Origin of the sequence: Streptomyces sp. NPDC002701 (assembly GCF_042889045.1) — a bacterium.
Lineage (GTDB): Bacteria > Actinomycetota > Actinomycetes > Streptomycetales > Streptomycetaceae > Streptomyces.
The window spans coordinates 268,090-280,262 of record NZ_JBIAQL010000004.1 but is presented as its reverse complement, the minus strand read 5'-3'; the positions used below and the strand labels follow the sequence as shown (position 1 = coordinate 280,262).

At 68.6% G+C, this 12,173-nt stretch carries 9 protein-coding genes; 5 read left to right on the top strand and 4 right to left on the bottom strand.

What is annotated here, in order from left to right:
* Window positions 1–207: 207 nt before the first annotated feature.
* Together ACFYXC_RS13845 and ACFYXC_RS13840 are read right to left on the bottom strand one after the other, a co-directional pair.
* Window positions 208–1,431 (bottom strand): oxygenase MpaB family protein, encoded by a 1,224-nt coding sequence (locus tag ACFYXC_RS13845; protein WP_389550701.1) that lies wholly within the window; start codon window positions 1,429–1,431, stop codon window positions 208–210.
* Between the two features lie 300 nt (window positions 1,432–1,731).
* Window positions 1,732–2,961: an oxygenase MpaB family protein gene (locus ACFYXC_RS13840; RefSeq protein WP_389550698.1), complete on the bottom strand. Its 1,230-nt coding sequence runs from the start codon at window positions 2,959–2,961 to the stop codon at window positions 1,732–1,734.
* Between the two features lie 138 nt (window positions 2,962–3,099).
* Between ACFYXC_RS13840 and ACFYXC_RS13835 the strand changes: the two genes are divergently transcribed.
* Window positions 3,100–3,783 carry a TetR/AcrR family transcriptional regulator gene (locus tag ACFYXC_RS13835; protein WP_389550695.1) on the top strand — a complete coding sequence of 228 codons (684 nt, stop codon included), beginning with the start codon at window positions 3,100–3,102 and terminating at the stop codon, window positions 3,781–3,783.
* On the opposite strand, the gene ACFYXC_RS13830 is transcribed toward ACFYXC_RS13835, so the two are convergent.
* Window positions 3,774–5,939, bottom strand: a complete 2,166-nt coding sequence (locus tag ACFYXC_RS13830) for a 3-hydroxyacyl-CoA dehydrogenase NAD-binding domain-containing protein (protein WP_389550692.1) — start codon at window positions 5,937–5,939, stop codon at window positions 3,774–3,776. The two genes, ACFYXC_RS13835 and ACFYXC_RS13830, sit on opposite strands and share 10 nt — an antisense overlap.
* A gap of 51 nt (window positions 5,940–5,990) precedes the next feature.
* Window positions 5,991–7,199 (bottom strand): acetyl-CoA C-acetyltransferase, encoded by a 1,209-nt coding sequence (locus ACFYXC_RS13825; RefSeq protein WP_389550689.1) that lies wholly within the window; start codon window positions 7,197–7,199, stop codon window positions 5,991–5,993.
* 282 nt (window positions 7,200–7,481) lie between these two features.
* Between ACFYXC_RS13825 and ACFYXC_RS13820 the strand changes: the two genes are divergently transcribed.
* The 4 genes from ACFYXC_RS13820 to ACFYXC_RS13805 are packed head-to-tail and all read left to right on the top strand — an operon-like array spanning window position 7,482 to window position 12,119.
* On the top strand, window positions 7,482–9,296 hold the full coding sequence (locus tag ACFYXC_RS13820; protein WP_389550686.1) for an AMP-dependent synthetase/ligase: 1,815 nt from the start codon (window positions 7,482–7,484) through the stop codon (window positions 9,294–9,296).
* Window positions 9,297–9,332: 36 nt separating this feature from the next.
* On the top strand, window positions 9,333–9,953 hold the full coding sequence (locus tag ACFYXC_RS13815; protein WP_388907493.1) for a TetR/AcrR family transcriptional regulator: 621 nt from the start codon (window positions 9,333–9,335) through the stop codon (window positions 9,951–9,953).
* 39 nt (window positions 9,954–9,992) lie between these two features.
* A complete protein-coding gene (locus ACFYXC_RS13810) occupies window positions 9,993–11,135 on the top strand; it encodes an acyl-CoA dehydrogenase family protein (RefSeq protein ID WP_389550683.1) in 1,143 nt (380 codons plus the stop codon).
* 9 nt (window positions 11,136–11,144) lie between these two features.
* Window positions 11,145–12,119: an NAD(P)H-dependent flavin oxidoreductase gene (locus tag ACFYXC_RS13805; protein ID WP_389550680.1), complete on the top strand. Its 975-nt coding sequence runs from the start codon at window positions 11,145–11,147 to the stop codon at window positions 12,117–12,119.
* Window positions 12,120–12,173: the final 54 nt, after the last annotated feature.

The window sequence follows — 12,173 nt, the reverse complement described above, 5'->3', positions numbered from 1 at the left end:
GCCGCCCGGGGACGGGTGTCGGGCCCAGGATGGGCCCGTGTCGTCGCGTCAGTGCGCGGTGTCGGCATCGTTGCATCTCACGTTCACGGTCGGCGGGAGGTCACCTGGCGGGTGCGGGCGGCCGGGGCGGGTTGTGGAGAGCTCGTGCACCGGCGCGGGGACCTGCCGTCTCGGGGATGTCCCCGCGCCGAGGGCGTGCAAGGTGGCTCAGGAGGGACGGTTGGTGTCGGGGATCTCCAGGTGGATGCCGCGTCCTTCGGAGAGGAAGAGCAGGACGAACTTGCGGATGGCCTCCTCCACGGTCCACGCCGCCGCGGGGACCAGCGGCAGGGGAATGAGGCCCTCACGGAAGGCCACCAGCAGTGGCCAGGCGGCGCTGATCAGTGGCTGCCAGAAGGGCTCCCTGTCCAGTCCGATCAGGTCGCCGGTCCGGTCGCCGAGCGTGTATCTCCCGAAGGCGTTGATCAGGGGCCGGGTGAGGCCGGCGTCGAGCTCGGCGACGATGTCGAGGAGGACGTCGGTCAGTTCCTTGCCCTCGGGTGTCGCGGCGAGGACGGGGTCGAGGACCTGCCGGGACTGCGCCTCGGCCTGGGCCCAGGTGGCGGGGATGTACTCGTCCTGGACGCCCAGCATGTGGGCGGTGACCTGCCACACGTGCAGGAATCCCTCCGCCTCGGTGGAGCTCACCGGTACCCTCCAGTCCGTCAGCTTGCGCATGACGAACGTGGACAGGCTGTGCCAGGTGACCATGATGTCGGCCTGGCTGATGGGGATCGTCTGGCCGCCGTTGGTCTGGGACCAGCCCGGCGACTGGGGCAGCAGGTGCCGTACGGCGGCGTGCACCAGCCGGGTCTTCACGGCGGTCACGATCATTCCGCCCTGAGGCTGGTAGGCGTCCAGGTCCCCGACGTCGTAGCCGAGTTGGGCGGTCTTGGCGATGCGGTCCTTCATGTCCGCGCCGCCCTTGGAGTAGTAGACGGCACGCGCCTCGCGGGGGATGGCGGTGCTCATCAGGCCGCTGCCGAGCCCGTAGAGGGCGCCGGTGTAGATGCCCTTCTTCTTGGTGAACTGGGCCGCGGCCGTCAGTTTGTTCCGGTCCGCCCAGGAGGGCAGTTGGCGGGCGCGGTCCATGAAGTCGCGTAGATCGGCGGGCAGACCGGCCGGCAGCGGCTGGTCGTTGCGGGTCCATGTGCGCAGGGCTGCGTTGGCCCGGGGCACGTCGCCGCGTTCGATGACGGCGGCGAGTACCGGATCGGCCTGCTCGTCCCAGACCCACTCCGGGTCCAGGCCCGCGCCCGTGCCGGCCACCGAACCGCTCGGCGCCCACGTCCACAGGGAGCGTGCGCTCGCCGGCGACGCGGCGCCCAGTGCCCCGAGCGCGCCCATCGCTCCGCCCATGACCAACATCTTGCGCCTGCTGAGTTCGTCCATCGCTCGGAACTCCTCCTCGAGTCCTGCCGTGGCTCACCGTGGTGTGAGAGGGCTGTGCTGCGTCTTCCTGCGGGGGCGATCCCCCGGACGGTGCGTACGGGCGGCGAGGCGCCATCACCTGTGTGTGCTTGGCGCAGTCGTCCCCGGGGCGTGCGGATCGCGACGTCTCCTGGGGAGTTGGAGCCTGTGCGGTCTTGTCGTCGACAGTGCTTCCTGCGCGTGGACCGGGCGCTTGTTGGGGCAGGTGGCGTTGTGGCCGCCGGTGCGGGAGCGTTGCGCTCACGCGGGTGCCGGCGCCGGTCAGTGGGGGCGGTTGGTCTCGGGGATCTCGATGTGCGTTCCCTGTCCCTTGGTGAGGTAAAAAAGGATGTACTGGCGGATCGCCTCGTCGATCGTCCAGGCCAGCGGCGGCACCATCGGCAGCGGGATCAGCTTCTCGCGGAAGGCGACCAGCTTCGGCCAGGCGGTCGCGATCGTCTTCTCCCAGAACGGCTCGCGTGGGATGTTGTCCCAGTCGGCGACCTGGTCCCCGACGAGGTAGCGGGCGAGCGCGTTGACGAGGGGGCGGTCGATGCCGCCGGGGCTGGTCTGCTCGGCGAGCTGGCGCAGCAGGATGTCGGTCAGTTCGATGCCCTCGCGCGTGGAGGCGAGGATGGGGTCGAGTACCTGATCGGACTGCTTGTCGGCCTCGGTCCAGGTGGCGGGTATGTACTCGTCCCGGATGCCGAGCATGTGGGCGGTGACCTGCCACACGTGCAGATAGGCCACCGATTCGGCCGGCGTGATGGGGACCTTCCACTCGAGCATCTTGCGCATGGCGTAGGTGGGCAGGCTGTGCCAGGTGACCAGCATGTCCGCCTGGCTGATGGGGATCGTCTGGCCGCCGCTGGTCTGGGACCAGGCCGGTGACTGCGGCAGCAGGTGGCGCACGGCGGCATGCACCAGGCGGGTCTTGACGGCTTGCACGATCACGTCACCATCGGGCCGGAAGGCGTTGAGGTCCCCGACCGCGAAGCCCAGCATGCTCGTCTTGGCGACACGGTCCTCCATGTCGGCGCCGCCCTTGGAGTAGTAGACCGAGCGCGCCTCACGGGGGATGGCGGTGCTGAGCATGCCGCCTCCCACTCCGTTGAGCAGGTTGAGGTAGAGGCCCCTGGACTCGTTGAACTTGGCCGCGGTCTCCAGTTTGTTCCGGTCCGCCCAGGAGGGCAGTCGGCGGGCGCTGTCCATGAAGGCGCGCAGGTCCGCGGGCAGAGCGGTCGGCAGCGGCTGGTCGTTGCGGGTCCACGTGCGCAGCGCCTCGTTGACCCTGGGCACGTCGCCGCGGTCGATCACGGCGGCGACCAGCTGGTCGGCCTGCTCGTCCCAGACCCACTCCGGGTCCAGGCCCGCGCCCGTGCCGGCCACCGAACCGCCCGGCGCCCACGTCCAGAGCGACCGCGCGCTCGCCGGTGACGCGGCGCTCAGCGCCCCGAACGCTCCCAGGGCCCCGCTCGTGAACAACATCCTGCGCCTGCTGAGTCCGTCCATCGCTTCGAACTCCTCCTTGAGTTCTGTGGCACCACGGTCTGGGTTGGTACGATGAAACGCATTGTGCTTCCGTGTTTCATCAGAGGAGCACATGTGCGCCGTGAGCGCCAGAGGCTTCACCGAATCAGGGAGGCACATGTGGAACCCGTCCTGTCGGCTCTCGGACCACCGTCCGACGTTCCGTCCGTGCTGGAGATCGCCTTCACCGAGGCCGTCGAGGGCTCCGGGCAGGACGATCAGGTGTCGGCGCGTCTCCTTGACGCCGCCTATGAGCAGTTCTGCCGCATGGGCATCAAACGCTCGACCATGACGGACGTGGCACGCCTCGCCGGTGTCTCCCGAATCACCGTCTACCGTCGTTTCGCCACCAAGGACCAACTCGTCGAGCACGTGGTACGGCGGGAGTTCCGGCGGTACTTCGACCGGTTCATCGTGGACATCCGCGATGCCCCGACTGTCGCCGACCGGGTCGTCCTGGGGTTCGTGAGCTCGCTTCGCGCCATCCGCCACAACCGTCTCATCGGCGGTCTGCTGGCCGTCGAGCCGGACGCTGTCGTGCCGTCCATGACCAGCGACGGGGGCCGCACGCTGAGGGTGGTGCAGCAGTTCGTCGCCTCCCGGCTGCGTCAGGAACAGCGTGCGGGCCACATCGGCGCCCATGTGGAGGTGGGCCTGGTGGCCGAGATGATGGTGCGGATGTCCGCGTCGTTCCTGGTCATCCCCAGCCATGTCGTCGACCTCGACGACGAGGAGCGGGTGCGTGCGGTGGCCCGGCAGTTCCTCGTGCCCATGCTCGATCCGCCGCGCGCCCCTCATCCGTAGCGCCCGCCCTTGTCCGCCATGGCCACCAGCGACGCGGGCGGCTCGAAGCGCTGTCCGTAGCGCCCGGCCAGCTCACTGGCACGGGTGACGAAGCCGGCAGGCCCTCCGTGATAGCCGTTGACGTACTGCAGGACGCCGCCGGTCCACGGGGGAAAGCCGATGCCCAGAAGGGAGCCGACGTTGGCGTCGGGCACCGACCGCAGGACGCCCTCGTCGAGGCAGCGCACCGCGTCCAGGGCCTCGGCGAAGAGCATCCGCTCCTTCATGTCGTCGAAAGGAATCGCACGTCCTGGCACGGTGAAGTGCTCGGACAGTCCGGCCCACAGGCCGGCGCGCCGGCCGTCGGTGTACTCGTAGAACCCGGCTCCCGAGGAGCGTCCGCCGCGCCCGAACTCGTCGATCATGCGGTCCACGACCGGCTCCGACCCGTGCGGATACCACTGCCCTCCCTCGGCCAGCACCGCGGTCCTGGTCTCCTGGCGGATCTTGCGCGGCAGGGTCAGGGTCAGTTCGTCCAGCAGCTGCAACGGCGGCGCGGGGTAGCCCGCCTGGGAGCCGGCCTGTTCGATCGAGGCGACGGGGATGCCTTCTCCGACCATGGCCACCGCCTCGTCGATGAACTTCGAAATCACCCGGCTGGTGAAGAAGCCCCGGCCGTCGTTGACCACGATGGGCGTCTTGCCGATCTGCCGCACGATGTCGATGGCCTTCGCGACGGTGTGCTCGCCGGTCCTGTCCCCGGCGATGATCTCCACCAGGGGCATCTTGTCGACGGGGGAGAAGAAGTGCAGACCGATGAAGTCGGCCGGCCGTTTGACGCTCTCGGCCAGTCCGGTGACGGGCAGGGTGGAAGTGTTGGTCCCCAGTACGGCGTCCGGCGCCACCACGTCCTCGACCTCACGAAAGACCTGCTGTTTGATCTCCGGGTCCTCGAAGACGGCCTCGATCACCAGGTCGCATCCGTTGAGGTCCGCAGAGTCGGCGCTCGGCATGATCCGCGCCAGGACCTCGTCGGCCTCGGCCCGTGAGAGGCGCCCGCGCGCCACGGCTTTGGCGAGGAGCTGCTCGGAGTACCCCTTGCCCTTCTTCGCCGCGTCGTAGGAGACGTCCCGGAGGATGACGGGGATGCCGCTGCGGGCGCAGGAGTACGCGATCCCGGCGCCCATCATGCCGGCACCCAGGACACCCACCCGGTGGGCGGTGTGGGGCGGGTGGCCCTGAGGGCGGCTGCCGCCGGATCGGATGTGCTGCATGTCGTAGAAGAACGCCTGCATCATGTTGGTCGAGATCTGGCCCGTCATGAGCTCGACGAGGTAGCCGGTCTCGATCTTCTGCCCGGCCTCGAAGTCGACCTGCGCGCTCTCCACCGCCGCCGCCAGGATGTTGCGGGGCGCGGGCAGGTCGGCGCCCTTGAGCTGCTTGCGCAGGCGCGCCGGCAGCATGGGCAGGGTCGCGGCGACCTTCGGATGGGAGGGGGCGCCGCCGGGGATGCGAAAGCCTTGGGTGTCCCACGGCTGAACGGCCTCGGGGTGCGCCAGGACCCACTGCCGGGCCCGGGCGAGGGTTTCCTGCGGGGTGGGGGCCAGTTCATGGACGAGGCCCTTGGCGAGCGCTTCGTGGGGCTCGTACTGCTGCCCCGTGAGCAGAACACCGGTCAACGCCTCCTGCAGCCCCAGCAGACGCACCACGCGGCTGACGCCACCGGCGCCGGGCAGCAGCCCCAGCGTCACCTCGGGAAGCCCGAAACGGCTGGTGGGCGCGTCCAGGGCGATGCGCCGGTGGCAGGCGAGCGCGATCTCCAGCCCGCCGCCCAGAGCTGTGCCGTTCAGGGCCGCGGCCACCGGCCTGCCGAGCGTCTCCAGCCGGCGCAGCTGTGACTTCAAGAGCGTGCACAGCTCGCTGAGCTGCGCGGCGTCCTCGGGGCGTGCCCGGCTCATGAAGTCGATGTCGCCGCCGGCGAAGAAGCTTTTCTTGGCGGAGGCAAGGACGACTCCGCTGATGCCTTCGCGTTCCGCGTCGAGACGGTCGAGGGTGCTCTCCATGGCGTCGATGTAGGTCTTGTTCATCGTGTTGACGAGCTGATGCGGGTCGTCCATGGTCAGCACGACGACGCCGTCGGATCCCTGTTCCCAGCGGATCATGTCGTTCTGTGGCATGGGGGGCGGTGTTCCTCTCCGGGGAAGGTGCGGCAACAGGACGCGAGGTCGTCACAGTCGCTCGATGACGGTGGCGATGCCGATGCCGCCACCGGCGCAGAGGCTGACCACGGCCCTGCGTGCGCGGCGGCGCTCGAGTTCGTCCAGGGCGGTGCCCACGAGGATCGCCCCGGTGGCGCCCAGCGGGTGCCCCATGGCGATCGCGCCGCCGTTGACGTTGACCTTCTCCATGGGCAGATCGAGGTCCTTGGCGTAGCGCAGCACGACCGAGGCGAACGCTTCGTTGATCTCGAACAGGTCGATGTCCTGCGCTGTCAGCCCGGCGAGTTCCAGCGCTTTCCGGGTCGCCGGGGCCGGTCCGGTGAGCATGATCGTCGGGTCTGCTCCGCTGACCGCGGTGGCCACGACGCGTGCGCGGGGCGTCAGGCCCATCTCCGCGCCGCAGCGCCGCGTGCCGACGAGGACGACGGCCGCACCATCCACGATGCCGGAGGAGTTTCCCGGTGTGTGGACGTGTTCGATGCGCTCCAGCCAGTGGTACTTCTGCAGCGCCACCGCGTCGAAGCCCGCCGTCGTGCCGAGGTCCGCGAACGAGGCGTCGAGCTTGCCGAGGGTGGCCGTGGTCGTGTGCGGGCGCAGGTGTTCGTCCTGGTCCAGGACGGTGACACCGTTGCGGTCCCTGACCGGCACCACGGACTTCGTGAAGTAGCCGGTCGACCATGCGTGCGCGGCCCGCTGCTGGGAGCTGAGCGCGTAGGCGTCCACGTCCTCGCGCGAGAAGCCCTCGACGGTGGCGATGAGGTCGGCGCCGATGCCCTGCGGCACGAAGTAGGTGTCGAAGGCGGTCTCGGGGTCCGCGGCCATGGGACCACCGTCGCTGCCCATCGGCACGCGTGACATGGACTCCACCCCGCCGGCGATCACCATCTGTTCCCAGCCGGAGCGAACCTTCTGCGCGGCCGTGTTCACCGCCTCAAGACCCGAGGCGCAGAACCGGTTGAGCTGCACGCCGGCCACGTGGTGCGGCAGTCCCGATGCCAGCGCCGCCGTCTTGGCGATGTTCATGCCCTGGTCGCCCACGGGTGAGACCACGCCGAGCACGACGTCGTCCAGGCGGTTCGGATCCAGTCCCGGGTGGCGGCGGCGAAGCTCCCCGATCAGGCCCGTCACCAGGGACACCGGCTTGACGTGGTGGAGAGAGCCGTGTCTGCCCCGCCCTCGCGGGGTGCGGATCGCGTCGTAGATGAAGGCGTCGGCCACTGTCCTTGCACATCCTCTCCGTCGGCAGGCCGCTGCCTGCCGCTGCGGGCACCTGAGGTGCACGTGATGAGTGCGGTGGCAACAAGTAAGTGCCTTTATTGGCTATGCGTCAATAGGCGGTGCTGAGATCAAAAACTGGTACGCCAGCGGGAGTTGGTGATGCGCGCACGCGTCGAGTCCTCGGCAGCGGGCTTTTGCTGCTGCATGTGTTGACTCAAAGCCAAGAGCGGTTCACTGTGGGGACCCCCCAGGAAGTCGCTCATGTGATGGAGGGAGTCCGCCGTGTCAGCAGAGCAGCTGTACGCGTCCGTCGAGGGGCTGACGATCCCCGCGCTGCTGCGTCGCAACGCCCAGCAGTTCGCCGAGCTCCCGGCGTTGACCACCGGCATCGGGCCGGACGCCGGGACCCTGTCGTGGTCGCAGTTGCGCGCGGAGGTGGCCGCCCTCGCCCGCGGTCTGACCGTCCTGGGGCTGAAGCAGGGGGATCGCATGCTCATCGCGATGCCCAGGCGGGCCGAGCACTGGATCGCCGACCTGGCCGCGATCCACCTCGGCGCGCTGGCGTGCAGCACGTACGACACGCTGAGCAGCGAGCAGATCGCAATGCTGGCCCGGCACAGTGCGGCCGCTGTCGTCGTCCTGCAGGGGAAGCAGGAGATGGACCGGTGGCAACCGGTGCTGAAGGAATTACCGCACTTGCGCGCTGTCGTCGTCCTCGACTGGGAGGCCGCCCCACCCGATGATCCGCGGTTCGTCAGCTATGCCGCCGTGCGCGGTGCGGTGCCGCCCGACGACACCGCCTTCGAGGCGCTCACCGATGCCGTCACCCCCGATCAGCCGCTGGCCCTGGTGTACACCTCGGGCACCACCGGCGAACCCAAGGGCGTAGTGCTCACGCACCGCAACGTGATCTACGAGTCCTTGATGCAGGACCAGCTCGTCCCCGTCCCCCAGCACCCCAGATCGCTCGCGTACCTGCCGCTGGCGCACATCGCCGAACGGGTGCTCGGCATCTACATGCCGATCTGCAACGCCGGCCACGTCACGATCTGCCCGGAGCCCGACCAGCTCCTGCCCGCGCTGCTGGCCGTGCGTCCGCAGGGTTTCTTCGGAGTTCCCCGAGTGTGGGAGAAGCTCGCGGCCGGCCTGCAGACGAAGCTGGCCGCGCTCGACGGACAGCAGACGGATGCCGTGGCCCAGGCCCAGAAGATCGCGCTGGAGGTGTATCGCCTGCGCTGCGACGGCAAGGACATTCCGGCGCAGCTCACCGAACCGCTGGAGCACCTCGACGAGCAGGTGATGCGACCCCTGCGGGCGGCCGTCGGGCTCGACGACTGCCGACGGGCCGTCAGCGGTGCGGCACCGATCCCTGTCAGCGTGCTGGAGTTCCTGGCGAGTGTGGGACTACCGGTGTACGAAGTTTGGGGGCTGAGCGAGACCACCGGCGCGGCGACGGTCAGCACACCGGAGGTCTTCGCGCCCGGCTCGGTGGGCCGGCCCGGGCCGGGCATCGAGGTGAGGGAGGGCGACGACGGTGAACTCTTCGTCCGCGGCCCCGTCGTGTTCGCCGGGTACCTGCAGGACGACGGCCGCATCGAGAGCGCGACCGATGAGCAGGGCTGGCTGCCCACCGGGGATGTGGGCACGGTCGACTCACGGGGACTGGTCACCATCACCGACCGCAAGAAAGAGATCATCATCACCGACGCCGGCAAGAACATCGCCCCGACCAGGATCGAATCCTTGCTGCGCGCCCATCCGCTGATCGCTCACGCGGCCGTCATCGGCGACCGGCGGCGCTATGTCACCGCGCTGTTGGTACTGGACGCGGAGACGGCGCCGCTGTGGGCCAAGGCCAAGGGGATCACCGAGTGCGATCTGGGCGCGCTGGCCGGCAACCCCGTGGTGTCGGCTGTGCTGGACGGGGCGGTCGCCGAGGCGAACGCGGTGCTCTCGCGGGCGGAACAGGTCAAGAAACACCGTGTCCTGGCGGGTCCCTGGACCGCCGAGAGCGGTGAGCTGACACCCAAGATGAGCCTGCGCCGCCGTGCCATCGACGAACTGCACGCCGCTGTGATCGAGTCGATGTACACGTAGGTCACCCACCTGCGACGACGAAGGGAACATGAGCTCATGGGCGTTCAACGCGACGTTCAGCGACGGCGGATGGAGCCGGACGCCCGACGCGCCGAGATCCTCGGCGTCGCACGCAGGCTGTTCGGTGCCAACAGCTACACCACCGTGTCCCTCTCGGACATCGCCGCCGAGGCCGGTGTGGCGCGTGCGCTGGTCAGCCACTACTTCGGCAGCAAACGGCAGCTCTACCTGGAGGTCGTGCGCCAGATGATGGTCGTTCCGGCCTCCGTCTCCGAGCGGCTGCCTCCGACCACGGCCGAAGAACGTGTGTCGATCTGCGTCGACCGGTGGCTGGAGGTCGTGGAACGCAACCAGGAGATGTGGCTGTCCGCGATCGGCCTGGAAGCCCTGGGCAACGATCCGGAGATCGACCAGATCATGCTCGAAGCCGATGAGATCGCCACCGACCGTGTTCTGGAGGCGGCGATGATGACGGACATCACCCAGGGACGGCAGAAGCTGCGCGCGATGATCCGTGCCCACAGCGGCATGCTCAAGGCCGCCTCCCGCGAATGGCTGGTACGCGGCACCCTCAGCCGCAGCGACCTGCACGTGATGCTGACCCGCACCGTGCTCCACCTGGTCGACACGGTCTTTCCCGCCCTGCAGGAGGAGTGAGAACCCCTCTCAGGGCCCCCGCCGACGAGAGAGAGCGTCATGCCCTCAGTCCTGTCAGACGAACGCCGCGATCTGGTCAAGACGATCGCCGACTTCTGCCGCCGCGAATGCGGAACGAAGGAACAGCGCGACAAACTGACCGTTAACGGCCAGGAGCAGCACAACCAGAAGCTGTACGAGAAGATGGCTGCGCTGGGCTGGCTGGGCATCGCGATCCCGCCGGAGTACGCGGGCGCGGGCCAGGGGATGACGGACCTGTGCCTGTTCCTGCAGGGGACCTCCTACGGGCTGGCGCCCATCAGTGGATTCGGGACCACCGTCATCGCGGCCGCGGCGTACGAGAAGTTCGGCACCGAGGAACAGAAGCGCACCGTGCTCGAAGGTGTGGTCAACGGCCGTGTCGAGGCCATCTCGATGTCGGAGCCCGGTGCCGGCTCCGACGTGGGCGCCCTGACCTGCCGAGCCGAACCCGTAGCCGGCGGTTACGTCGTCAACGGGCAGAAGACCTGGTGCTCCAACGCGCACTTCGCCGACCACATCCTGCTCATCGCCCGTACGGAACAGGGCCAGTCCAAGCACCACGGCCTGACCCAGTTCATGGTGGCGACCGATGCCGACGGCCTCCAGATCAGAGGCATCGACACCATGGGCGGCAAGGATGTCAACGACCTGTACTTCACCGACTGCTTCGTCCCCGACGCTGCGGTCGTCGGTACGCCCGGACAGGGATGGTCCCAGCTCATGACGGGGCTGAACCTCGAGCGGATGATCCTGGCCGCCATGATGTTGGGCCTCGCGCGGCGCGCTTTCGACGACACCCTCACCTACGTACGCCAGCGCGAACAGTTCGGCAGACCCATCGGGTCCTTTCAGGCGCTCAAGCACCGGATCGCGGACATGGCCACCGAACTCGAATGCGCGCAACTCCTCCTCGATGACGTGGCCGCCGCCATCGATGCCGAACCCGACCGTGTGTTCGCACGCGAGGCGTCCATGGCCAAACTCAAATGCACCGAACTCGCCAAGCACGTGACGTTGGAAGGCATGCAGATGATGGGCGGTTACGGATACGCCACGGAGTACGGCATGGAGGCCCTGCTGCGCTCGGCCCTCATCTCCACGGTGTACGGCGGAACGAGCGAGATCCAGCGAGAGATCATCGGCAAGACCTACGGGCTGTAGGAGACAACGGTGCTGACCACACGATTCTGCGACACGTTCGGCGTGGAACACCCCATCGTCCAGGGCGGTATGCAGTGGGTGGGACGGGCGGAGCTGGTCGCCGCGGTCGCCGACGCGGGCGCACTGGGTTTCCTGACCGCCCTCACCCAGCCGACACCGGAAGCCCTGGTCAAGGAGATCACGCGCTGCCGGGAGATGACGGACAAGCCGTTCGGCGTCAACCTCACCATTTTGCCGTCGATCGATCCGCCCCCGTACGACGAGTACCGGCAGGCGATCATCGAGTCCGGTGTGAAGGTCGTCGAGACGGCCGGCTTCAACCCCCAGGAGCACCTGCCGCAGTTCCGGGCGCACGGCGTGAAGGTCCTGCACAAGTGCACCAGCGTGCGGCACGCGGTGAAAGCCGAGGAGATCGGCGTGGACGGGGTGAGCATCGACGGGTTCGAGTGCGCGGGCCACCCCGGTGAGGACGACATTCCGGGCCTGGTCCTCATTCCCGCGGTGACCCGCCGCCTTTCCGTTCCGGTGATCGCCTCCGGCGGTTTCGCGGACGGGCGGGGACTGGTGGCGGCGCTCGCGCTGGGAGCCGAGGGCATCACCATGGGCACGCGGTTCCTGTGCACGGTGGAGTCCCCGGTGCACCAGCGCGTCAAGGAACAGATCGTCGCCAACGACGAACTCGCCACCGAACTGATCTTCCGGCCGCTGCGCAACACCGCCCGGGTGGCGAGCAACGCCGTCAGCCGCAAGGTTGTCGAGGTGCTCGACGAGGGCGGAGAGTTCGCCGACGTACGCGATCTGGTCGCCGGTGCACGAGGACGCAAGGTGTTCGAGGAGGGCGACCTGGACGCCGGTATCTGGAGCGCCGGCATGGCCCAGGGCCTCATCGACGACATCCCCACCGTCCGCGAAGTCATCCAGCGCATCGTGACCCAGGCCCACGACCTGATCACGGGGAGGCTGACCGCCAGCCGCCGGGTCTGACCAGGCAAGACACGGCAGGATGCTGTCGGGCGCCGGCACGGCGTGAATGGATCT